Origin of the sequence: Streptomyces sp. NPDC088147, assembly GCF_044741565.1 — a bacterium.
GTDB lineage: Bacteria > Actinomycetota > Actinomycetes > Streptomycetales > Streptomycetaceae > Streptomyces.
Genome location: NZ_JBIUSY010000002.1, coordinates 866,574 through 889,768, shown reverse-complemented (window position 1 = coordinate 889,768; position 23,195 = coordinate 866,574). Strand labels below are relative to the sequence as shown.

Genomic DNA, 23,195 nt, shown 5'->3' with positions numbered 1-23,195 from the left:
GAACATCTGGCCGGGACCCTCTATCGGTGGGACAGTACCGATGGGTAACGTCCGGGCAGTCCAGTCGTGCTCGCCCCACCGAGCACCTGCCCGATCTTGGACCGCAGCCGGCGCGTGCCAAGCCGTGGCGCCGGCGCCCGATGAGGAGCAGCAGTCTTGCGCGAGTTCAGCCTTCCGGCCCTGTACGAGGTCCCTTCGGACGGCAATCTGACGGATCTCATCCGCCGTAATGCCGCGCAGCATCCGGATGTCGCGGTCCTGGGACGCAAGGTGGCCGGCGCCTGGACGGACGTCACCGCCACACAGTTCCTCGCCGAGGTACGGGCCGCGGCCAAGGGCCTGATCGCGGCGGGCATCCAGCCCGGCGACCGGGTCGCACTGATGTCCCGTACCCGCTTCGAATGGGTACAGCTCGACTTCGCGATCTGGAGCGCCGGCGCGGTCACCGTCCCGGTGTACGAGACCAGCTCGGCCGAGCAGGTGCAGTGGATCCTCGGCGACTCGGGCGCGGTCGCGGCGATCGTGGAGACCGCGGAGCACGCCGCGTCGGTGGAGTCGGTACGGGGCGGCCTCCCCGGCCTGCGGAAGGTCTGGCGGATCGACGACGGCGCGGTCGCGGAACTGACCTCCGCCGGCGCCGGGATCACGGACGCGGCCGTCGACGAACGCGCCGCGACCGCGAAGGCCGACGACCCGGCGACCATCGTCTACACCTCGGGCACCACCGGCCGCCCCAAGGGCTGTGTGCTGACGCACCGCAGCTTCTTCGCGGAGTGCGGCAACGCGGTGGAACGCCTCAACCCCCTCTTCCGCACGGGCGAGTGCTCCGTGCTGCTCTTCCTCCCCGCCGCGCATGTCTTCGGGCGGCTCGTCGAGGTGGCGGCCGTGATGGCACCGATCAAGCTCGGCTGCCTGCCGGACATCAAGAACCTCACCGACGACCTGGCGGCCTTCCGGCCGACGCTGATCCTCGGGGTCCCCCGCGTCTTCGAGAAGGTCTACAACTCCGCCCGCGCCAAGGCCCAGGCGGACGGCAAGGGCCGGATCTTCGACAAGGCCGCGCACACGGCGATCGCGTACAGCCGCGCGCTGTCCACCCCGCGGGGCCCGTCCCTCGGCCTGAGGATCCGTCACAAGATCTTCGACAAGCTCGTCTACGGCAAGCTCCGCGCCGTCCTCGGCGGACGCGGCGAGTACGCGATCTCCGGCGGCGCCCCGCTGGGCGAGCGGCTGGGCCACTTCTACCGGGGCATCGGCTTCACGGTGCTGGAGGGCTACGGCCTCACCGAATCCTGCGCGGCCACCGCCTTCAACCCGTGGGACCGCCAGAAGATCGGCACGGTCGGCCAGCCCCTGCCCGGCTCGGTCGTCCGGATCGCCGACGACGGCGAGGTCCTGCTCCACGGCGAGCACCTGTTCACCGGCTATTGGAACAACCCCGAGGCGACGGCCGAGGCCCTCGCCGACGGCTGGTTCCACACCGGCGACATCGGCACGCTCGACGAGGACGGCTACCTCTCGATCACCGGCCGCAAGAAGGAGATCCTGGTCACCGCCGGCGGCAAGAACGTCGCCCCGGCCGTGATCGAGGACCGCATCAGGGCGCACGCGCTGATCGCGGAGTGCATGGTCGTCGGCGACGGCCGCCCGTTCGTGGGCGCGCTGATCACCCTGGACGAGGAGTTCCTCACCCGCTGGGCCAAGGACCACGGCAAACCCTCGGACGCGACGGCGGCGACGCTGCGGCTGGACCCGGAGCTGCTGGCGGAGGTGCAGCGGGCGGTGGACGAGGGGAACGCGGCGGTGTCGAAGGCGGAGTCGGTACGGAAGTTCCGGGTGCTGACGCGGCAGTTCACGGAGGAGGCGGGGCACATCACGCCGTCGATGAAGCTGAAGCGGAATGTGGTGGCCAAGGACTTCGCCGACGAAATCGAAGCGATTTATCAGGGCTGAGGGGGGTTCGTTTCGGCCCCCGGCCCAGCCGCGACAACCGCACCCCCCGCCGGGCGGCGTACCGCTAGAGCAACGCCTTGAGGCGCGACGCCAGCGAGTCCCAGCGCCACCTTTCCTCCACCCACTCCCGTCCCCGCTCCCCCATCCGCCGCCTCAGCTCCTCGTCCCCCAGCAGCGCCACCACCCGCTCCGCCGTTTCCGCGGACGCCACCTCCGGCGGTCCCCCGCGTACCACCCACCCCGTCTCACCCTCCAGCACCGCGTCCGGCGCCCCGCCCGAGTCGCCCGCGATCACCGGGAGCCCCGTCGCCGACGCCTCCAGGTAGACGATGCCCAGGCCCTCGACGTCGAGGCCGCCGCGCCGGGTGCGGCACGGCATCGCGAAGACGTCGCCCGCGCCGTAGTGGGCGGGGAGTTCCGACCAGGGGACGGCGCCGGTGAAGCGTACGGAGTCGGCCACGCCCGTGTCGGCCGCCAGTTTCCGCAGCGCCCCCTCGTACGGTCCGCCGCCCACGATCAGCAGCACCGCGTCCGGCACCCGCGCCAGGATCGCGGGCAGCGCGAGGATCAGCGTGTCCTGGCCCTTGCGCGGGACCAGCCGGGAGACGCAGACCACGACGGGCCGGTCCGCGAGGCCGAGCCGTTCGCGGACGGCCTGGCCGCCCGAGCCCGGGTGGAAGGTCTTCTCGTCCACGCCGGGCGGCAGTTGGACCATGCGCGCGGCGGCCTCCGGGGTGAGCGCGGCGGCGATGCGCGAGCGCGTGTACTCACCGAGGTAGGTGATCGTGTCGGTGCCCTCGCCGATGCGCCGCAGCAGCTGCCGGGACGCGGGCAGCTGGGCCCAGCCGGCCTCGTGGCCGTGCGTGGTGGCGACCAGGCGCCGGGCGCCGGCCGCGCGCAGGGCGGGGGCCATCAGGCCGAGCGGGGCCGCCGCGCCGAACCAGACCGACTCGCAGCCGTGCTCGCGCAGCAGCCGGGTGGCCCTGCGGGTGACGCGCGGGGTCGGCAGCAGCATCGTCGTACGGTCGCGCACGACGGTGAACGGCTGCTCCGCGTCGAACGCCGCCGTCGCCTCCGCGCCCTCGCGCCCGCGCTTCCAGGTGGAGGCGTAGACGACGAGCCGCTCGGGGTCCAGACGCAGCGCCATGTTGTGCAGGAACGCCTGGATGCCGCCCGGCCTGGGCGGAAAGTCATTGGTCACGATCAATGTCTTGTGCATCGCCGCAGACAGTACCCAACCCGGCGGCGGCCCTGCCTCGTGGCTCCCGCACAGCCCCGCCCTGCATCATGGCACCCGCGGTCACGTACGAGTCGGGCGAGGATGAGGCGGTCATGGCGGGCGCGCACGGCACACGGTTCCCGGTCGCGGTGTGGGCCCTCACCAGGGCGGCGCTGCTGCTCTGCGTCTTCAAGGTCGTCACGCTGCCCGGACCCGACGTCACCGGCGATGTCGCGGTGATCTACCAGGGCTGGTACGAGGTGCTGAAGACCGGCACGTATCCGCTGGACGATGTGACCTGGCAGTATCCGCCGGCCGCGGCGCTGGCGATCGTCTCGCCCGCGGTGCTGCCGTTCCTCGGCTACGCCTCCGCCTTCTTCGTGCTGGCGCTCCTCTGTGACGCGATGGCCTTCGGGCTGCTGCTGTACGCGGGGAGGCGGACCGGCCGGTCCCTGGGAGGCGCGTGGGTGTGGGTGGTGGGGGTGCCGCTGCTGGGTCCGACGGCGTACGCGCGGTACGACCTGATGGTAACGGCGGTGGCGGTCGCCGCCCTGCTCGCCGGGGCGCGCCGGCCGCGGCTGATGGGGGCGCTCGCCGGGTTCGGCGCGCTGCTGAAGGTGTGGCCGGTGCTGCTGCTGGTGGGTACTCCGCGCGGCCGGGTCACCCGGTGGTCCTGGGGGACGGCCGCCGTGGTGGCGGCCGTGCTGCTCGGTGTCTGTTCCGCCGCGATGCCCGGGGCGCTGGCGTTCCTGACCTTCCAGCGCGACCGGGGCACCGAGATCGAGTCGTTGGGCGCGCTGGTCTTCCAGGTGGCGAGGCACTTCGGCTGGAACGGGAGTGTGCTGCTCAACTACGGTTCCGTGGAGTTCGTGGGGCCGTATGTCCCGCTGGTCAGCAACGCCGCGCTGGCGCTGACCGTCCTGTCCTTCGGCTGGCTGCTGGTGTGGCGGCTGAGGGCGCGCGGGTTCGGCGCGGGCACGCCGTACGACGCGGCGTTCGCCGCCGTGCTGCTGTTCACCACCACGAGCCGGGTGATCAGTCCGCAGTACATGCTCTGGCTGGTCGGTCTGGCGGCCGTCTGTCTGACGCTGCGGGCGAGCCGGATGGCCCTGCCCGCGTGGCTGGTGGTGGCGGCGACCGCCGTGACGTTGCTCGAGTTCCCGCTGCTGTTCTCGCATGTGGTGGCCGGCGACGCGGCGGGCGTCCTGCTGCTGGCCGTACGGAACGGGCTGCTGGTCGCGGCGACCCTGACCGCCTGTGTGCGGCTGTGGCGGGACACGGTCTCCGGGCCCCGCGACAGGGACGCGCTCGCGGTCAGGCCAGACGCCGACGCACAAAGTCGCGCCAACGTGCCGTGAGCTCCTCCGGCGTGGTGGAGAGCACGTCGTGCGCCGCCTTCTTCACCGCTCCCCCGCGCCCCGGGTGCGCGCCCACCGCGCGGTAGAAGTCGGTCAGCCGCCGCTCGCCCCGGTCCCGGGCGATCAGCTCGCAGGCCAGCCAGCCGCCCTCGTAGGAGCGGGCCAGCCGGTCGGGGTCGGCGCCGAAGGCGAAGTCCTCGTCGGACGGCAGCCGCGCGGGCGTCTCCCCGCGGCGGACGGCGCGCTGGAGCTCGGGGGCGATCTCGCCCGCCGTGCGGTCCGTACCCCGGTACGCGACCCAGTCGGCGAAGCCCTCCGAGAGCCAGGCCGGGGTGGCGGCCGAGGTGGCGGCGCGGGTCGCGACATGGGTGGTCTCGTGGGTGAGGACGATCCGCCGGCCGTAGCCGCTGAGGGCGCCGTACGCCTCGGGGTTCACCACGATCCGGTCGGCGGGCGCCGCGCCCGGGGAGCCGACCTCGCCGGTGGTGACGGCCGCGATGCCCCGGTATCCGGCCGCGGGCGCCCCCAGCAGCCCCGCCATGGACTCCAGGGAGTCCGGTACGAGCAGCACCACCCGGCGCGCCCAGGGGCCCGGCCAGGCGTCGTCCACGGCGGGTACGGCATGGTCGGCGGCGGCCGCGATGCCGCGCAGCCGCGCTTCGGCCGCCGCACCGGCCGCGACGCCGAGGACGAGGCTGTGGGCGCCGCGTACGGCCCGTACCGCGCCCTGCTGCCAGAGCTGTGCGGTGCCGCCCGCGCCCGGCCGGTCCCCGGTCACGTACCAGCGGCCCCCGCTCTCCTCCAGCGCCAGCGTGCGGGGGGTGGAGACCGGCGCGGTGTCGTAGCCGGCGAGGCGGTAGCGCAGTTCGGCCTGGACGGTGGCCCGGTCGCCGGAGCGTTCGATGCCGGTGAGCCGGTACGTCCAGGAGCCGAGCGGCACGTCCGCGAGGTTCTCGAACTCCTCGCGCGCGGTGGCGCGCAGGGTCCGCGCGGAGGGGGCGAGGACGGCGAGATACGCGTCCTCGTCCCGGTCCATCACGGCCGCGGCCCGGCGCTCCAGGGTCCGTCCGATCGCGTCGGCGGAGGTGTCGGGGGCCTTCTCGGGGGCCGTGCAGCCCGCCGCCAGCAGCAGCGCGACGAGCCACGGCACGGCCGTACGTCCCCACGCGCCGTGCCGTCCTGCCGCGGTACGCGCCCGACCTGCCACGTCGCCGATCGTACGGGGTGGCCCTGGGCTTCCGTCCGGATCAGACGCGCGTGACCGACGAGACCGGCATCATGCCGACCGGGTCGTAGCGCACCGCGGCCCCCGGGTACGGGGCGTGGATGACCTGGCCGTTGCCCACGTACATGCCGATGTGGCTGGCGTCGTCGCGGTACGCCACGAGGTCACCGGGGCGCGCGGCGGAGAGCGGGACCTGCCGGCCCGCGTACCGCTGCGCCTGGGAGGTGCGCGGCAGTCCGACGCCCGCCTGCGCGTACGACCACTGGGTGAGCCCCGAACAGTCGAAGCCGGAGGGCCCGTTGGCGCCCCAGACGTAGGGGCGGCCCACCGCGTTCTGGGCGGCGCGTACGGCCGCGGCGGCGCGCGCCGAGGCGGGCGCGCCGCCGGAGAGCGTGGAGCCCTCGCCGCGGTCGGAGCGTGAGGCCCGGTCGTAGGAGTCGCGGTCGGCGGTGGGCAGCGAGTCGAGCAGTCGGCGCGCCTCGGCGAGTTTGCGTTCGACGGTGCGCTTGTGCCGGGCCACGGCGGCTCTGCTGCGCTCCAGCTCGGTGAGGTCGTGGGCGGCTTCCATACGCACCTGTCCCAGCCTCCGCTGGGCCTGCTGGAGTTCTCTCAGGGTGCCGGACTGGCGGGCGCCGACCCGGTCCAGGACGGAGGCCTTGTCGAGATAGCTGTCGGGGTCGGAGGAGAGCAGCAGGGCGAGGGCCGGGTCGACGCCGCCCGAGCGGTACTGGGCGCCGGCGAGCGAACCGAGCGCTCCGCGCATCTTGTTGACACGCTCCTGGCCGCGGGCGGCGCTGTCCTGCGCCTGGTCGACCAGGCCGCGCAGCCGTCCCGCCTGTTCATTGGCCTTGTTGTACAACTCGGTTGCCTTCTCGGCCTGTTCGTACAGCCGGTCGACCTTGGCGCGGGTGGCCTCCGGCGTCTGCTGCGGGTCGGCACCCGCGGGGGCGGCTCCGAGCGCCGCCGCGGCGGTGGCCGCCGCGGCGGACACCGCGAGGACGCTGCCGCGGGCGCCGAGGCCCAGTCCGGGTTGTGAGGGGCGGCGATGGGACACCACAGGAAGCCGCACTTCCTTCCGCTGTACGCACTGACGCAGCCCCTGCCGCCCGACGGGCGGACCGCTGGCCGGAGCTGCGCGCAGCAGACAGTAGCCGTGCGACCACGGAGCGACCAACGACCGCCCCGGGCACACAAAGTGGCGCCCCACCGGAGACCACAAGGTCATCGGTGGGGCGCGGCGTCAGCGTGCGTAGCGGGAATTCGCCCGAATGGGCGGGTGTCAGCGGGCGTCAGACGATCCGGACGCCGAACTGGAAGGGCATGTTGTTGATGGACTCGTAGCGCACGCTGGCACCGGGCTTGGGGGCGTGCAGCACCTGGCCGTTGCCCGCGTAGAAGCCGACGTGGTGCAGGTCGCCGTAGAAGATGACCAGGTCACCCTGCTTGAGCTGGCTCATCCCGATGCGCGTACCGGCGTTGGCCTGGGATTCGGAGGTGCGGGGTATGGTCGCGCCGGCCTGCGCGTACGCCCAGGAGGTCAGCCCGGAGCAGTCGAACGAGCCGGGGCCGCTGGCGCCGTACACGTACGGGGTGCCGATCTTGCTCTGGGCGGCGGCGAACGCGGCACCGGCCAGCTGCGAGGAGGGCACGGAGTTGCCGAGGTCGGCGCGCGAGGAGGTGCCGCCGCCGTCGCGGCTGGCGCGGGACTCGTCCTCCTGGACGAGCGCGGCGCGCTCCTGCGCGGTGAGCGTGTTGAGCAGCTTCTGCGCCTCGGCGAGCTTGGCCCGGACCTCGTCCTTCTTCGCGCCGAGCTGCTTGCGGGTGTCCGCGAGGTCCGTGACCTTGCCCTGGGCCTCCTGGCGCTGCTGCGCGAGGGTCCGCTGCTTGGACTGGATCTGCTGGAGCGTGTCGGCCTGCTTGGCGCTGACCTGGTCGAGCGTGGACGCCTTCTCCAGGTAGCTGTCCGGGTCCGAGGAGAGGAAGAGCTGAACGGCGGGGTCGATGCCGCCGGTGCGGTACTGGGCGCTGGCCATCGAACCGAGGCCGTCGCGCAGGTCGTTCAGCTCGTCCTGGCCGCGGGCGACCTTGTCCTGGAGGGCGTCGACCTGCTTTTCGAGCTTGCCCTGCGCCTCCTTGGCCCCGTTGTACTTCTCGGTGGCCTTCTCCGCGTCCTCGTAGAGCTTGTCGACCTTCTCCTTGACGTCTTCCTTGCTCGGCTTCGGGTCCGCGTGCGCGGCCTGGGCGCTGAGAGCGACGGCAGCGGCGGCGGTCGCGGTGAGCACGGTCACACGGGCACGGCTCGGCTGCTTGGGTCGACGGTGGGACGCCACGGAGGCGAGCTCCTTCTTCCTCACCCGCCTACCGGGCCATGGGGGACGCAAGGCCCCGGCTTCCTGCGTCCATCCCTCCAGCGAACTGGACCGAACCGGGCTGAACTACACGAAATCGGCGGTTCCTTCGCTGCCACCCCGGATGGATGATCAACCGTGCGAAGGTTCGAGGCCTGACCTTAGTGACCTTCTTGTGATCAGTTCAAATCCTTCCAAGGAAAAACTCAGTCAGGACGCACATAATTTACCGACACCACACAGGCAGTCATGGACATTTGACACTGCGCTGCAACAAGGAGCGATCAATTCGGTCATTGTTCGCACGGGTTGACCAGCGTCACAAGAGGGATCAGACGCGCGAAAGCCGCTTCAGCAGCAGGGCGGACGCGACCGGCCTGGCACCGGCCCTGGCGACCCCGTCCGCGACCTCCCGGTCCGTGGAGACCACGACCACGGGCCGGCCGGGCGGCTCGGCCCTGACGAGCTGGCGGATCAACTCGTCCGCCGTCACACCCGGTTTGGAGAACAGCACCCGCACGCCGCGCGGCGGCGCGAGCAGCACCGGCGCCGCCAGCTCGGCACCGTCGAAGACACAGGTCATCTCCGCGCCCGTCTGCGCCGCGAGCATGGCGAGCCCGCCCAGCAGCCGCAGCCGCTGCTTCTCCAGCGGCATCGTCGGATAGCCGGTCTTGGTGACGTTGTAGCCGTCCACGATCAGATGCGCCTGCGGCAGCGCGAGCAGCTGGTCGAGCAGCGCGGGGTCGGTCTCGGAGAGCGCGCGGGCCGCCACGTCCTTGGGCGACATACGGCCGGGCTCGACCGCGTCGACCGTGTCCGCGGGCCGGGCGGCGGCGGGCGGCAGCGCCAGCTCGCGCCGCAGCCCCTGCGCCGACTCCAGCACCGTGTCCAGCAGCAGCCGCAGCCGCATGTCCTCCACCGAGCGGCCCTCACGGGCGGCCCGGCGGCTCGCCTCGACGGCCGCCTCCGCCTCACCGAGACGCGCCCTGATCCGGCGCGTCTCGCTCTCCGCGGCGGACACCTGCGCCGCCGACTCGGCCCGGAACGCCTCGGACTCCGCGTTCGCGCGGCGCAGCGCGGCCTCGCCCCGCTTCACATCGCTCTGGGCGCTGCGCAGCTTGCGGTGGAGCGATTCGGCCTCCTTGCGGGCCGCCTCCAGCTCCGTGCGCAGCCGTTCGGTCTCGCTCTTCGTCAGGGCCCTGGCGACGGCCAGTTCCTCACGGAGCCGTTCCAGCTCGCGCCGGGTCTCCGCACCGGCCCGCTCGGCGTCCGCCCGCTGGGCCTCCTCGCCCGCGGCGGCCACCAGCTTCACCCACCCGGGGGGCCTGAGGACATACGCGGCCGCGGCGACGTCCACGGGATCGGCGGCGGCGGGCGGCGAGCCCGCCTCCAGGGCCGCGGTCAGCTCGGGCTGGGACTGGCTGATCCGCTCCCCGATCCGCTGCCGGAACACCGGGTCGCTCTCCAGGGCGGCGGCCATCGCGTTTCCCGCGAACTTCGCCCGTCTGTTGGGGGCGAACCGGGCGTACTGCCGCAATTGCGTGGGGAGTTCGGTGACGGTCAGCCCGCCGAAGGCGTCGGAGACCAGCGCGACGACCCGGCGCCGTACTCCGTCCGGGAGCGGGCGGTCGAGCGCCTCCGCGGCGTCACCGCCGGCCGCACCGGCCGGCTCAGCACCGCTCGCGGGCTGCTCCACGATCCGTCACCCCATCTACCCCTTTCGGGCGGCTCCCTCAGGAACCGGCCCCCGGCCTGTCCACCAGCTCGATCTGGTCCACGGCGTTGCACCAACGGCACCGCACCGACTCGATGGTCTCACTGACCACCTCGCGCTCCTCGACCTTCGGCTCCCCGGCCAGGTCCAGATGGACGTACTCGACGGTCTTCGCGGAGCGGGTCACATCGAAGCGCGTGAGATTGCCGCACAGCGTGCAGCGCCACCGGGTCGCGGCCGTCGGCTGCGGAACCGTCGTCATCGTCGCCGTCCTCTTTTCGTCGTCCCTCGTGCGGTGTCCCGGGGTACGCCGTCGAAACGCCGGTATCCCGAAACACGCATGTGATGCCAGCAACCCTACGGCCTGGCGGCCACTCCAGGGGGCGGCGAGGCGCTCTGTACCAGTGGGTCCCGGTACGCAATGCTCTGTCCATGATCAAGTGGCGGACGGCGGCCGACGGCCCAGTGGTGACCTACGGACTGATCGGCCTCTGCTGTCTGGTCTTCCTGATCAGCCCGCTGTCGGGGTTCAACCCGGGATACGGGAAGGGGGACACGCTCCTCGCGACCCAGAGCGCGTATTTCGAACGGTGGGGCGTCATCCCGGTCAATCTGCTGCGCGGCACCCCGCACGCCCTGCTCACCCCGCTGACCGCGCTCTTCGTCCACGGCAGCTGGCTGCATCTGCTGGGGAACATGCTCTTCCTGTATGTCTTCGGGGCGATGGCCGAGGAGCGGATGGGCCGGACACAGTTCGTGCTCTTCTATCTCACCGTCGGCTACTTCGCGCTGTTCGTGTACGCGGCGGCCAACGCCGACTCGGACCAGACGCTGGTGGGGGCCTCGGGCGCGATCTCGGGGGTGCTCGGCGCCTTCCTCTATCTCTTCCCCAGGGCCCGGGTCACCAGCCTCTTCCCGTTTCTGCTGTTCCTGCCGCTGCGCTTCCCCGCCTGGATCGTGCTGATCTTCTGGTTCGTGCTCCAGTGGGTGGCGGCGCACGGCGCGGACGCCGGTCCCGGGGTCGCCTATCTCGCGCACGTGGTGGGGTTCGGCACGGGCTTCCTCTACGCCTGGGTGCGGTACTGGCGTACCGATAGAGTGAGAGGTCCAGCCGCGGCCACCGAGGGAGAACGCCAACCGTGATCACCGCGATCGTGCTCATCAAGACCAGCGTCGACCGGATCCCCGAGATCGCGGAGTCGATCGCCGCCCTCGACAGCGTCAGCGAGGTCTTCTCGGTCACCGGTACGTACGACCTGATCGCCATGGTCCGGGTCCCCGAGCACGATGATCTGGCGGATGTGATCCCCGGCCGGATCAGCAAGATCGAGGGCGTCGAGGCCACGGACACGCATGTGGCGTTCCGTACGTACTCCCAGCACGACCTCGAAGCCGCCTTCGCCATCGGACTCGACGCGTAGGGCCCGTCCGCGCCGGTCGCGCCCGTCCGCACCGGTCACGCCCGTCCGCGCCGGTCGCGGCGGCGTCGGCCTCGGGCGGTGCCGGATGAAGAAATCCTCATCCGGCCCTCATCCCCGGCTCTCCCGCGCCCGGCACCATGACGGACATGGCTTTCTCTCCTCGTCTGGCGGCCCTGGCGGCGGTCGTCGCCATCCCGCTCGGTATCGCCGCGACCAGCTACGCCATGACGGACAGTCCGGACGCGCCCAAGGTGCCGCCCAAGGTGGAGCTGGACAGCACGCCGTCGCGCTCGCCCGGCGTGCTGCCGGACAGCACCCCGGCCCCCTCGAAGAGCGGCAGCCCCGGTGCCACCCCGGGCGACGCCGTCGTGCCGGGCCCGTCGGCCACCGACGGTGACGACGATGACGACCGCGGTGACGACACCGGTGAAGACGGCTGACGCGCGCCGTATCTCCGCCCGGGTACGGATCCTCCTCTGGCTGCTGGTGGTGATGACGGCCGCGCTGGCCGCCGTGGCCACCACCACCCGCTCGATCCTGCTGCGGGACGTCGACCAGCGGATCAGCCAGCTGCTCACCCAGGAGACCGGCGAGTTCGCGAACTTCGTCAGCCAGGGTGTCGATCCGGAGACCGGCGAGCGGTTCGGCGACCCGCGCAGACTGCTCCGGGTCTTCCTCCAGCGCCAGTACTCCGACCCCGACGAGGAACTGCTCGGCCTGACCCGGGCCGCCGAACCCAAGCCGCATGTGATCCGGCAGCGCCGCGACCTCCCCGACCGGACCGCCCTGTGGCGGGACGACGACGCGCTGACCCGGATCTTCGCCTCCGAGGCGGCCTCCGGCACCCTGCACCGCCCGCAGGGCGAGCTGCGCTGGGCGAAGGTGGAGATAGACCCCGCCGGCGACGCGGCGCCCGGCGCCTTCGTCGTCGCCTTCCACGCGGACCAGGAACGGGCCATCGCGGACGAGACGTTCCGTACGCTGCTGGCCATCTCGGGGGTGGCGCTGCTGATGACGACCGGCATCGGCTGGGCCGTCGCGGGCCGCATACTCGCGCCCGTACGGGTCGTACGGATGACCGCGGCGCAACTCACCGAGCAGGACCTCACCCGCCGCATCCCCGTCAAGGGCCGGGACGACATCGCCGCGCTCGCCGAGACGTTCAACGGGATGCTCGACCGGCTGGAGCGGGCGTTCGCCGCGCAGCGCGAGTTCGTCGACGACGCCGGGCACGAGCTGCGTACGCCCATCACCATCGTGCGCGGCCATCTGGAGGTGATGGGCGACGACCCGGCCGACCGGGAGGAGACCGTACGTCTGGTCACCGACGAGCTGGACCGGATGAGCCGCATCGTCGAGGACCTGCTGCTGCTCGCCAAGGCCGAACGGCCCGACTTCATCAGCCCGGAGCCGGTCCAGCTCGCCGAGCTGACCGCCGATGTCTTCGTCAAGGCGCGGACGCTGGGCGACCGGGACTGGGTGCTGGACGGCGTCGCGGACCGCGAGGCGCGGCTCGATCCGCAGCGGATCACCCAGGCGATGGTGCAGCTCGCGCAGAACGCCGTGCAGCACACCGTGCCGGGGCAGCGCATACGGATCGGCTCGCGGGCGCACGGCGACCGGACCGAGCTCCATGTCACCGACCACGGCCCCGGCGTCCAGCCGCAGGACGCGGAGGTGATCTTCGAGAGGTTCCGCCGCGGCACGGCCCGCCGCGGCGCCCGCACCAGCGGCGCCGGGCTCGGCCTGGCGATCGTCAGGGCGATCGCCGAAGGCCACCGGGGCCGGGTCGAGCTGCGGCCCACCGACGGCGGCGGCGCCACCTTCGTACTCATCCTGGAGACGAGTTCATGAACCGCATACTGATCGCCGAGGACGAGGAGCGCATCGCCTCCTTCGTCGAGAAGGGGCTGCGCGCCAACGGCTTCACCACGACCGTGGCCGCCGACGGCGACGCGGCCCTGGAGTACGCCGTCACCGGCGGCTTCGATCTGGTCCTGCTCGACATCGGCCTGCCGGGACGCGACGGCTTCACCGTGCTGCGCGAACTGCGCGAGGCGCGGGTGACGCTGCCGGTCATCGTGCTGACCGCGCGGGATTCCGTACGGGACACCGTGGCCGGACTGGAGGGCGGCGCCGACGACTGGATGACCAAGCCGTTCCGCTTCGAGGAGCTGCTGGCGCGGATACGGCTGCGGCTGCGCACCGCGGCCCGCGCGCCCGAGGTGACGATGTTGCGCAGCGGCGACCTCAGCCTGGACCTGCGTACCCGCAGGGCGCGTTCGGGCGAGCTGACCGTCGATCTGACGGCCCGTGAGTTCGTACTGCTCGAACTGTTCCTACGCCATCCGGGCCAGGTGCTCTCCCGTGAGCAGATCCTCTCCCATGTCTGGGGATACGACTTCGACCCCGGCTCCAATATCGTCGACGTGTACGTACGGGCGCTGCGCAAGAAGCTGGGCGCCCAGCGGCTGGAGACCGTGCGGGGTATGGGCTACCGGATGCCGTGACGGCGGCCGGCCGGCCCCGGACGAGTGGGCCCGCCAGATGAACCCCCTTTCACAAAGCGCTCATTGGGGGCTCACCGCGCGGCCGGAGACTGATCGTCGTGACCCTCTCGTTCCGGCAGGCCGGCTGGCTCTGCGCCGTACTCAGTCTCTGCGCGCTGCTCGCCGTGCCCGGCTCCCTGCCGGGCCTGAGCGGTGACGCGCGGCTCACCCTGGGCGTCTTCGCCCTCGCCACCTGCGCCTGGATCGCCACCCCGGTGGACGACACGTATATCGCCCTGGGAGCCGGGCTCGCGCTGACCGCGACCGGTGTGATCAGCAGCGAGACGCTGTTCGCCACACTCGGCGACGAGACGGTGTGGCTGCTGATCTGCGCGTTCGTCCTGGCGGCCGCGGTCACGGGGACCGGGCTCGCGGGACGGGCCGCGGCCTTCCTGGTCGGCGGAGCCCGTACCGTACGGCAGTTGACGCATCTGACCACGGCCGCGCTGGTCGTCACCGCCTTCGCCGTACCGGCCACCTCCGGGCGGGCGGCCCTCGCCCTGCCGGTCTTCCTGGCGCTCGCCAAGGCGCTCGCCGACCGCAAGCGCCTCGTCGTCATGCTCGCGCTGCTCTTCCCGACCGTCATCCTGCTCTCCGCCGTCGCCACGCTGATCGGCGCGGGCGCGCATCTGATCACCGTCAGCGTGCTGTGGGAGCAGACCGGACAGCGGCTCGGCTTTGTCGAATGGCTGCTGCTGGGGCTGCCGCTCGCCGTCGTCTCCTCGCATCTCGCCGCCGAGGCGGTACTCCTGACGACCACCACACGCGCCGACCGGCGCGGACCCGTCCACATCACCGCCGCGGAGATCCAGGAACATTCGGGCACCCCGGTCGACGGCCCGCTGACCTCGTCGGAGGCGCGGTGCGCGCTGCTGCTCGGGACCGTGGTCGTGCTGTGGTGCAGCGAGCCACTGCACGGGGTGTCCCCCGCGGTGGTCGCGCTGATCGGCGCGGTCGTCGCCGCGTCCCCCGCGCTCGGGACCGTCGGCCTCAAGGACGGTCTGCGGACGGTGCCCTGGCCGCTGCTGCTCTTCATGGCGGCGACCATGGCGATGGGGGTCGCCCTCGCCGAGTCGGGAGCCGCCGCCTGGCTGGTCAGCTGGGTGCCCGGCGGCTCCGCCGTCCCCCCGTGGGCGTTCCTCACCGGGGTGGTGCTGATCAGTACGGCCGCCCATCTGGCCCTTCAGTCCCGCTCGGCCAGATCCTCCGTCCTGGTCCCGCTGGTGGTCGTCGCGGCCATCGGCGCCGGCGTCAACCCGATGGCCGCCGCACTCGCCTCCACGGCCGCGGCCGGGTTCTGCCACACCCTGCCCGCCTCCGCGAAACCCGTCGCGCTCTTCGCCGACCTGCCCGGCACCCCCACCTACACCCCGCGTGATCTGCTCCGGCTCTCCGCCGTGCTCGCACCGCTCACAGCAGCCCTCGTCCTGCTCTTCGCCCTCGCCGTCTGGCCACTGCTCGGCGTGCCCGTTCGTCTGGAGACCCAGCCATGAGCTACCGCATCGCCATCGCGCCCAGCGGCTTCAAGGAATCCCTCTCCGCCCGCCAGGTCGCCGAGTCCATCGCCGAGGGCCTGCTCAGGGTGGTCCCCGACGCGGAGGTCGATCTGATCCCGCTGGTGGACGGGGGCGAGGGCACCGCCGAGGCGCTGGCCGCCGCGACCGGCGGCCGACTGGTCCCGTACACCGCGACCGGCCCGGTCGGAGACCCCGTCGGCAGCCACTTCGCGCTCCTCGGGAACACCGCGCCCGGTACGGCGACCGCCGTCGTCGAGATGGCCGCCGTCGCGGGTCTCTCGCTCGTCCCGGCCGACCGGCGCGACCCCGGCACCACCACGACCCACGGCGTCGGCCAGCTCATCGGCGCCGCGCTGGACCTGGGCGTCCGGCGCGTCCTCGTCGGCTGCGGTGACTCCGGTACGTCCGACGGCGGCGCCGGGGCGCTGCGCGCACTGGGCGCCCGGCTCCTGGACCACCGCGGCCGGGAGCTGCCCCCGGGCGGCGCGGCGCTGCGCGCACTCGACCGTATCGATACGAGCGGACTCGACCCGCGGCTGTCCGGCACCGAACTGCTGGTCGCCTGCAACCCGTTCAACGTCCTGTGCGGTCCGCGCGGGGTGGCCCGGGTGTTCGGCCCGCAGAAGGGCGCCGGCCCGGCCCGGGTGGAGGAACTGTCCCTGGCACTCGAACACTGGGCGGCCGTCCTCACCCGGGACCTGTCCCCCGGGACCGACCTGCGCACCGCCCCCGGCACGGGCGCGTCCGGCGGTCTGGGAGCCGGTCTGGCCGCCCTCGGCGCCCGGCTCCTGCCCCGCTTCGACGTCCTGCTCGACCGGCTCGACCTCGACGCCCGGCTGGCCCGCGCCGATCTGGTGATCACCGCCGAGGGCGCACTCGACCACCAGACCGTACGCGGCAAGATCCCGGCCGAAGTGGCCCGCCGCGCCCACGCGTCCGGAGTGCCGGTCCTGGTTCTGGCCGGCACCATCGGGCAGGGCGCGCACGAGGTGCGGGCCGTGGGGGTCGACGCGTACAGCTCGATCCTGCCCGCGCCGGTGGCACTGCCCGAAGCCCTCGACCGCGGCGGCGAGTTCCTCGCCGACGCGACGGAACGCGCCCTGCGGATGGTCCTGCTGGGCACCCGCCTCGCGCCCGTCGCGGCCTGAATCAGCCGCGGTCGGGGACGCAGCGGCCGTCCTCCGTGCGGTAGTTCCACCGCGCGCCGTCGGTCACCAGCTCCCGCACGGCCCGCACGAACCGGTCCACATGCTCGTCCGGCGTCCCGGCCCCGAAGCTGACCCGGATCGCGTTGAGCGACCGCTCGCCCGGCTCGGCCTCCGGGGCGCCGCACTCCCCCGGGTCCTGCGGGTCGCTGCCCAGCAGCGTCCGTACCAGCGGGTGGGCGCAGAAGAGCCCGTCCCGTACGCCGATGCCGTACTCCGCGGAGAGCGCGGCGGCGAAGTGCGAGCTGTTCCACCCCTCGACCACGAACGAGAGCACCCCGACCCGCGGCGCGTCGTCACCGAACAGCGAGAGCACCTTCACCTCGGGCACCCCGGCCAGCCCCTCCCGCACCCGGGCCACGAGCCGCTGCTCGCGCGCCACCAGCGCGTCGAACCCGGCGTCGGTCAGCGCCTTGCAGGCCGAGGCGATGGCGTACACCCCGATGACATTGGGCGAACCGGCCTCATGACGGGCCGCCGTGGTGTGCCAGTCGACCTCCACCCCGCCATCGGCCCGGCGCGCCACCTTACGGCTGGCGCCGCCCCCGGCGAGATACGGCTCCGCGTCCTGGAGCCAGTCGGCCCGCCCCGCGAGCACCCCGGAACCGAACGGCGCGTACAGCTTGTGCCCGGAGAAGGCCACCCAGTCGACCTCCAGCTCGGCGATGTCCACGGGGTGGTGCGGCGCGAGCTGAGCGGCGTCCAGCACGATACGGGCACCCCCCGCGTGCGCGGCGGCGGCCAACTCCCGTACGGGCCACAGCTCGCCGGTCACATTGGACGCACCGGTCACACAGACCAGCGCCGGCCCCGCGGTCCCCCGCCCGGCGAGTGCCCGCTCCAGCGTGGCGACGGCCTCGCCCGGCGTCCTGGGAGCGTTCAGATACGTCACCTGCGCGTCCCGCCACGGCAGCAGGGACGCGTGATGCTCGGTCTCGAACACGAACACCTCGCACTCCGCGGGGAGCACGGCCGCCAGCAGATTGAGCGAGTCGGTGGTCGAGCGGGTGAAGACGACCTGGTCATCGGGGCGGCAGCCGAGGAACTCCGCGACCGTGCGGCGGCTGTTCTCGAACAGATCCGTGGAGAGCTGCGAGAGATAACCGGCGCCCCGGTGGACACTGCCGTAGTACGGAGCGTACGCGGCGACGTCGTCCCACACCCGCTGAAGGGCGGGAGCACTGGCGGCGTAGTCGAGCGCGGCGTAGGTGACCTCGCCACCGGTGACGAGCGGGACGCTCACCTCACGCCCGAGCACCGGCAGCGGGGCGGCGCAGGCGGGGTCGTCGGAGAGGGTCGTGGTGACGGCGTTCGGGCGTGCGGACATGGCGATATCTCCCGGCGGGACAAGTCGGAACGGCTTCAAGTCCCCGCGGTGCGCGGCTGCGCCGCGATGCTGGCGGGGGTGTGCCTCGACGCACGGGTCACCGTGCGGAGGTGTTGAAGAGGGGGCGCGATCGCCCTAACGCATTCGCTTGCTCACGAGACTGCTCCCTTGAGGACCAGGACCCCAAAGGTGGCAGGGGTCCGCGCTTGCCGCAGACCTCGCTGCCTACGGCCTGGTCTTCACCCGGGGCACCCCGCCACGGACGGAGGGTTGCCGGACAGCGAGCCGGGGCCTTAATCGCTGTCGCTCATGACCTTGCCGGAGATTATGCCATAGGGGTGGCGGGGGGGTGGGGGTGGGTGCGGTCGCCGGGTCGCGGTCTCGCTGTCGTGGGCCGGGGCCCGGGAACGGCGACAACCCGCACCCCGACCACCGGCCCCAGCCGAAACGCACCCGTACCCACACCCAGCAACCCGCACCCGGAAACCGGCAGCCGCCGAAACGCACCCTTACGCGCCCCGGACCACGCCCCCCGCCAGGGAGGCGCGGCGCTACGAATGCGACGACGCGATCCAGCGGGCGAGAGCCCGCCCCGCCTCGCCCGAGTCGATCGACTCCGCCGCCCTCTCCATCCCCGCCGACAGCTGCGCCTCCAGCGACTCCCCCGTCGGATCCAGCGCCACCAGCGCCGCCGCCGAGTTCAGCAGCACCGCGTCCCGCACCGGCCCCGTCTCCCCCGCCAGCAGCCGCCGCGCGACATCCGCGTTGTACGACGCGTCCGCGCCGCGCAGCGCCTCCACGGGCACCACGTCCAGGCCCACGTCCCGCGGGTCGAACGTCTCCTCGGACACCTTGCCGTCGCGGACGACCCATACCCGCGACGTCGCGGTGGTCGTCAGCTCGTCGAGGCCGTCGTCGCCGCGGAAGACCAGCGCGGAGGAGCCGCGCTCGGCCAGTACGCCCGCGACGATCGGTGCCATCCGGGCGTCGGCGACGCCCGTCGCCTGCGCGCGTACCTTCGCCGGGTTGGTGAGCGGGCCCAGGAAGTTGAAGGTGGTACGGATGCCCAACTCGCCTCGCGCGGCGGCCACATGGCGCAGCGCGGGGTGGAACTTCACGGCGAAGCAGAAGGTGATGCCCGCTTCCTCGGCGACCTCGGCGACCCGCTGGGGGGTCAGTTCCAGGTTGACGCCGAGCTTCTCCAGTACGTCGGAGGCTCCGCTCGCCGAGGACGCGGCGCGGTTGCCGTGCTTGACGACCTTCGCGCCGGTGCCGGCGACCACGATCGACGACATGGTCGAGATATTGACGGTCTTGGCGCCGTCGCCGCCGGTGCCGACGATGTCGACGGTCCTGCCGGGCACCTCGATCAGGTTGGCGTGCGCGTACATCGCGCGGACGAGCCCGCTGATCTCCGCGACCGTCTCCCCCTTGGCCCGCAGCGCGACGACGAAGCCGGCGATCTGGGCGTCGGTGGCCTCGCCGCGCATGATCCGGTCCATCGCCCAGGCGGTGGCGTCCGCGCTCTGGTCGGCGCCGCTCAGCAGCGCGTCCAGTACGCGGGGCCAGGTGCGGGCCGCCGTGGTGTCGCCTCCGACGGGGGTCACAGCGCTCATGCTCGCTCCTGGGTGTCCGGTTCCACTGCGTGGGCCTTGTGTGCGGCCTGTGGTCAGCCTATCGGCGCGTACCGGCGCGCAGGGCGGATGCCCGTACTCCGGAACAGGACGTACGCCGAGGGCCCCGGCCGGTTCCCTCGCGGGAGACCGGGCCGGGGCCCTCGGTGGTGGCGACCTGGTGAGGCCGGGTGGGATCAGTGGTGGCCGTGGCCGCTGGTGATCTCCTTGTATTCCTCGGCGGTGGGCTTGGGAATCTGGTTGCCCTCGCCGTAGTAGCCCTTGCTGAGCTTCGTCCGGAGCTTCTCGCCGGGGCTCACCTTGCGCTCCACGCCGTTCTCGTCGACCGTGGGGCCGATCTCGGCCGGCGTGTACTGCTCGTGCGCGGTGAGCTTGTGCAGGTCTCCCTGCTCCAGCGGGGTGTGGACCTCGATGAACTCACCGTGCGGCAGCCGCTTGATGACACCGGACTCGCGTCCGTGCAGCACCTTCTCGGCGTCGCGCCGCTGGAGACCCAGGCAGATCCGCTTGGTGACGATGAAGGCGATGACCGGTCCGGCGAAGAAGGCGATCCGGACGAACCAGGTGATCGCGTTGATCGACAGATGGAAGTGCGTCGCCCACAGGTCGTTACCGCCACCCACCAGCAGGATGAAGTACCAGGTCAGCCACGCCACACCGAAGGCCGTACGGGTCGGTGCGTTGCGCGGGCGGTCCAGGATGTGGTGCTCGCGGTTGTCACGGGTGACCCAGGACTCGATGAACGGATAGACCGCGATCGCGACCAGTACCAGCGGGAAGATCACCAGCGGGATGAAGACACCCAGGGCGAGGGTGTGTCCGGCGAAGTTGATCTCCCAGCCGGGCATCACACGGATGAGTCCCTCGGAGAAGCCCATGTACCAGTCGGGCTGGGCGCCGGTGGAGACCTGGTCGGGGCGGTACGGGCCGAGGGCCCAGATCGGGTTGATCGTGGCGATCGCGGAGACGATCGCGATCACACCGAAGACCAGGAAGAAGAAGCCTCCGGCCTTCGCCATGTAGACCGGCAGCAGCGGCATGCCCACGACGTTCTTGTTCGTACGGCCGGGGCCCGCGAACTGCGTGTGCTTGTGGTAGAAGACCAGGATCAGGTGGGCCACCACGAGGCCGAGCATGATGCCGGGCAGCAACAGGATGTGGACCGAGTAGAACCGGGCCACGAAGTCGCCGCCGGGGAACTCCCCGCCGAACAGGAACATCGACAGATACGTTCCGACGACCGGCACCGACAGGACCGCGCCCTGCATGAACCGGACACCGGTACCGGAGAGCAGGTCGTCCGGGAGCGAGTAACCGGTGAACCCGGTGAACATGCCCAGGACGAACAGCAGGAAGCCGAACAGCCAGTTGACCTCGCGCGGCTTGCGGAACGCGCCCGTGAAGAAGACGCGCATCATGTGGACCAGCATGGCCGCGAGGAAGATCAGCGCGGCCCAGTGGTGGATCTGCCGGATCAGCAGACCGCCGCGGACGTCGAAGCTGATGTCCATCGTGGAGGCGAACGCCTCCGACATCAGCACGCCCTGGAGCGGGACGTAGCTGCCGTGGTACTCCACCTCGTTCATCGACGGGTGGAAGAACAGCGTCAGGTACACACCCGTGAGGATGATGATGATGAAGCTGTAGAGGCAGATCTCACCGAGCATGAAGGACCAGTGGTCCGGGAAGATCTTCCGCATGTTGGCCTTGGCCAGGCCGTAGATGCCCAGCCGGCCGTCCGCCCAGTCGGCGACCCGCTCACCGGCGGGCGCCTTGCGGTTCTTGTCGTCTGCGGTACTCATCCGCGCTCCCAGAAGGCAGGGCCGACGGGCTCGTCGAAGTCGCCGAGCGCTTCGAGGTTGCCCTCGGCGTTCACACCGATACGCAGCTGCGGAAGGGCGTGACCGGCCGGGCCGAAGATGACGCGGGCGCCGTCGGAGAGGTCAAAGGTGGACTGGTGGCACGGGCACAGCACGTGGTGCGTCTGCTGCTCGTACAGGCTGATCGGGCAGCCGACATGGGTACAGATCTTCGAGTACGCCACGATCCCCTGGTGGGACCATTCGAGCTCGCGCTTGTCCTTGATCTCGTCCGGCTGGATCCGGACGATCATCAGGGCCGCCTTGGCGATCTGCTTCTGGAAGTCCTCGCTGTGCTCGTCGAGGCCCTCGGGCATGGCGAAGGTCAGCGAACCCACGACGATGTCCTCGGGGCGCAGCGGCTCATTCGTGTTCATGTTGATGAGCTCTTTGCCCTTGCGCCACAGCGTGGAGCGGAGCTTCTTCTCGGGCAGCGGGCCCAGGTCGCGCAGGAGCACCACGCCGGAGAGCGGCACCAGCGCCAGCGCGCCGAACATCGTGTTGCGGATCAGCTTGCGCCGGCCGAAGCCGGACTCCGCCGCACCCGCCGCGAAGTCCTCCAGGACCTTCGCCTTGACCTCGGGCGTCGCCTCGATCGGGTGACGGTCGTCGGCGATCTCCACGTCCGACATCAGCGTGCGGGCCCAGTGGACCGCGCCGGCGCCGATGCAGAAGAGCGCGATGCCCAGGGTCAGGCCCAGCGAGAAGTTCAGGATGCTGACGTGGCCGAACGGGAAGATGTAGACGATCTTGTTGACCGGGAACGCCACGTACGAGGCGATGAAGGCCACCGTCGCGATCATCGACAGCAGGAACAGGAAGGCGATCGCGCGCTCGGACCGCTTGGCCGCCCGCTCGTCGATGTCCTGCACCCGCGGCCGGTGGGCCGGCAGTCCCGGGTCGGCGAACGGGTCGTCCGTACGCTCCACCGCGGTGCCCGCGGCCCCCTGCTCACTCGGCAGGTTCTCTGAAATCTCTTCTTGGCTACTCATGACTTCTTGGCCTTAGCGGTGTGGGCCGCGACCCAGACGGCAACTGCGATCAAAGCACCCAGACCGAAGATCCAGGCGAAAAGCCCTTCGCTGACGGGGCCGAGGCCGCCCAGACTCAGACCGCCGGGACTCGCGGACTCCTCCCCGTTCACCGCCTTGATGTAGGCGATGACGTCCTTCTTCTCCTGCTCCGGCATCGTGGAGTCGGGGAAGGACGGCATGTTCTGCGGGCCGGTCTGCATGGCCTCGTAGATGTGCTTCGGGTCCACACCCTCAAGCGACGGCGCGGTCTTGCCGTGTGTCAGCGCCCCACCCTCACCGGTGAAGTTGTGGCACTGGGTGCAGTTGGTACGGAACAGCTCGCCACCGTTGGCGATGTCCGCACCTGCGGGGCTGTACTGCTTCGCGCCCGGGATGATCGGGCCGGCGCCGAGGGACGCGACATACGCGGCGAGCTGGTCGATCTCCTTCTGCGAGTAGATGACCTTCTTCTTCGGCACCTGCGCGCCGGGCGCCATGGCCGGCATACGGCCGGTGCCGACCTGGAAGTCCACGGCGGCGGAGCCGACGCCGACCAGGCTGGGGCCGTCAGAGGTTCCCTGACCGCCGGTTCCGTGGCAGCTGGCGCAGCCGACGGAGTAGAGCTTCTTGCCCTCCTCGATGGCGAGGGACTGGGCGGTTTCGTCAGCCTGCGCCTTGCCCGCGGGCGCGAACGCGGTGTACAGCCCCCCGGTGGCCGCCAGCGCGAGGAGTAGGACGACGACCGCCGCCAGCGGATGGCGTCGTCGTGCGGAGAGCTTTTTCACGGATTACCCCGGTGTCAGGATCTTCAGCGTCGGTGCTTCTGGACTGTGTGCGCTCGGGCGCGGAGCCC

20 protein-coding genes and 1 riboswitch are annotated in these 23,195 nt (G+C 71.7%); of the genes, 9 read left to right on the top strand and 11 right to left on the bottom strand.

From position 1 onward, the window contains the following. Positions 1-156: 156 nt before the first annotated feature. A complete protein-coding gene (locus tag ACIOGX_RS09150) occupies positions 157-1,953 on the top strand; it encodes an AMP-dependent synthetase/ligase (protein ID WP_384766788.1) in 1,797 nt (598 codons plus the stop codon). A 64-nt stretch (positions 1,954-2,017) separates the two neighbouring features. Here the strand turns inward: ACIOGX_RS09150 and ACIOGX_RS09145 are convergent, their stop codons facing one another. Continuing rightward, complete coding sequence (locus tag ACIOGX_RS09145; protein WP_356507170.1) at positions 2,018-3,172, bottom strand: glycosyltransferase family 4 protein; 1,155 nt, start codon at positions 3,170-3,172, stop codon at positions 2,018-2,020. 113 nt (positions 3,173-3,285) lie between these two features. Between ACIOGX_RS09145 and ACIOGX_RS09140 the strand changes: the two genes are divergently transcribed. Then, entirely contained in the window at positions 3,286-4,530 is a 1,245-nt protein-coding gene (locus ACIOGX_RS09140; RefSeq protein WP_401912050.1) for a glycosyltransferase 87 family protein, read from the top strand. Here the strand turns inward: ACIOGX_RS09140 and ACIOGX_RS09135 are convergent. The 5 genes from ACIOGX_RS09135 to ACIOGX_RS09115 form a co-directional block, all read right to left on the bottom strand. Further along, complete coding sequence (locus ACIOGX_RS09135) at positions 4,487-5,737, bottom strand: hypothetical protein (RefSeq protein WP_401763058.1); 1,251 nt, start codon at positions 5,735-5,737, stop codon at positions 4,487-4,489. The genes ACIOGX_RS09140 and ACIOGX_RS09135 overlap by 44 nt on opposite strands. 40 nt (positions 5,738-5,777) lie before the next feature. Then, entirely contained in the window at positions 5,778-6,812 is a 1,035-nt protein-coding gene (locus tag ACIOGX_RS09130) for an NlpC/P60 family protein (protein ID WP_356507169.1), read from the bottom strand. 232 nt (positions 6,813-7,044) lie between these two features. Continuing rightward, positions 7,045-8,085 (bottom strand): NlpC/P60 family protein, encoded by a 1,041-nt coding sequence (locus ACIOGX_RS09125; RefSeq protein WP_383966102.1) that lies wholly within the window; start codon positions 8,083-8,085, stop codon positions 7,045-7,047. A 349-nt stretch (positions 8,086-8,434) separates the two neighbouring features. Next, the gene (locus tag ACIOGX_RS09120; protein WP_129769775.1) at positions 8,435-9,799 is read right to left on the bottom strand and encodes an NYN domain-containing protein; all 1,365 of its coding nucleotides are present in this window, start codon (positions 9,797-9,799) and stop codon (positions 8,435-8,437) included. Between the two features lie 37 nt (positions 9,800-9,836). Beyond that, the gene (locus ACIOGX_RS09115) at positions 9,837-10,079 is read right to left on the bottom strand and encodes a hypothetical protein (protein WP_129769776.1); all 243 of its coding nucleotides are present in this window, start codon (positions 10,077-10,079) and stop codon (positions 9,837-9,839) included. Positions 10,080-10,249: 170 nt separating this feature from the next. Between ACIOGX_RS09115 and ACIOGX_RS09110 the strand changes: the two genes are divergently transcribed. The 7 genes from ACIOGX_RS09110 (at position 10,250) to ACIOGX_RS09080 (ending at position 16,452) form a co-directional block, all read left to right on the top strand. Beyond that, complete coding sequence (locus ACIOGX_RS09110) at positions 10,250-10,960, top strand: rhomboid family intramembrane serine protease (protein WP_356507165.1); 711 nt, start codon at positions 10,250-10,252, stop codon at positions 10,958-10,960. Beyond that, a complete protein-coding gene (locus ACIOGX_RS09105) occupies positions 10,957-11,238 on the top strand; it encodes an Lrp/AsnC ligand binding domain-containing protein (RefSeq protein ID WP_356507163.1) in 282 nt (93 codons plus the stop codon). The genes ACIOGX_RS09110 and ACIOGX_RS09105 overlap by 4 nt, the downstream gene beginning before the upstream one ends. 146 nt (positions 11,239-11,384) lie before the next feature. Further along, a complete protein-coding gene (locus tag ACIOGX_RS09100) occupies positions 11,385-11,678 on the top strand; it encodes a small hydrophilic protein (RefSeq protein WP_401911541.1) in 294 nt (97 codons plus the stop codon). Next, a complete protein-coding gene (locus tag ACIOGX_RS09095) occupies positions 11,641-13,092 on the top strand; it encodes an ATP-binding protein (protein WP_356507159.1) in 1,452 nt (483 codons plus the stop codon). The genes ACIOGX_RS09100 and ACIOGX_RS09095 overlap by 38 nt, the downstream gene beginning before the upstream one ends. Then, positions 13,089-13,748, top strand: coding sequence for a response regulator transcription factor (locus tag ACIOGX_RS09090; protein ID WP_356507157.1), 660 nt, complete (start codon positions 13,089-13,091; stop codon positions 13,746-13,748). The genes ACIOGX_RS09095 and ACIOGX_RS09090 overlap by 4 nt, the downstream gene beginning before the upstream one ends. A 98-nt stretch (positions 13,749-13,846) precedes the next feature. After that, on the top strand, positions 13,847-15,280 hold the full coding sequence (locus ACIOGX_RS09085; protein WP_401911537.1) for an SLC13 family permease: 1,434 nt from the start codon (positions 13,847-13,849) through the stop codon (positions 15,278-15,280). Beyond that, a complete protein-coding gene (locus ACIOGX_RS09080; protein WP_401911534.1) occupies positions 15,277-16,452 on the top strand; it encodes a glycerate kinase in 1,176 nt (391 codons plus the stop codon). Before ACIOGX_RS09085 ends, ACIOGX_RS09080 begins: the two co-directional genes overlap by 4 nt. 1 nt (position 16,453) lies before the next feature. Here the strand turns inward: ACIOGX_RS09080 and ACIOGX_RS09075 are convergent, their stop codons facing one another. From ACIOGX_RS09075 to ACIOGX_RS09055, 5 genes are all read right to left on the bottom strand, one after another. After that, positions 16,454-17,836 carry an aminotransferase class V-fold PLP-dependent enzyme gene (locus tag ACIOGX_RS09075; RefSeq protein ID WP_401911531.1) on the bottom strand — a complete coding sequence of 461 codons (1,383 nt, stop codon included), beginning with the start codon at positions 17,834-17,836 and terminating at the stop codon, positions 16,454-16,456. Positions 17,837-18,033: 197 nt separating this feature from the next. Next, a riboswitch (SAM riboswitch) is annotated at positions 18,034-18,151 on the bottom strand. Positions 18,152-18,387: 236 nt separating this feature from the next. After that, positions 18,388-19,452, bottom strand: a complete 1,065-nt coding sequence (trpD, locus tag ACIOGX_RS09070; protein WP_356507149.1) for an anthranilate phosphoribosyltransferase — start codon at positions 19,450-19,452, stop codon at positions 18,388-18,390. Between the two features lie 194 nt (positions 19,453-19,646). Further along, the gene (locus ACIOGX_RS09065) at positions 19,647-21,272 is read right to left on the bottom strand and encodes a ubiquinol-cytochrome c reductase cytochrome b subunit (RefSeq protein WP_356507147.1); all 1,626 of its coding nucleotides are present in this window, start codon (positions 21,270-21,272) and stop codon (positions 19,647-19,649) included. Then, entirely contained in the window at positions 21,269-22,321 is a 1,053-nt protein-coding gene (locus ACIOGX_RS09060) for a ubiquinol-cytochrome c reductase iron-sulfur subunit (protein WP_129769786.1), read from the bottom strand. Before ACIOGX_RS09060 ends, ACIOGX_RS09065 begins: the two co-directional genes overlap by 4 nt. Continuing rightward, entirely contained in the window at positions 22,318-23,127 is an 810-nt protein-coding gene (locus tag ACIOGX_RS09055) for a c-type cytochrome (RefSeq protein WP_356507145.1), read from the bottom strand. The genes ACIOGX_RS09060 and ACIOGX_RS09055 overlap by 4 nt, the downstream gene beginning before the upstream one ends. Positions 23,128-23,195: the final 68 nt, after the last annotated feature.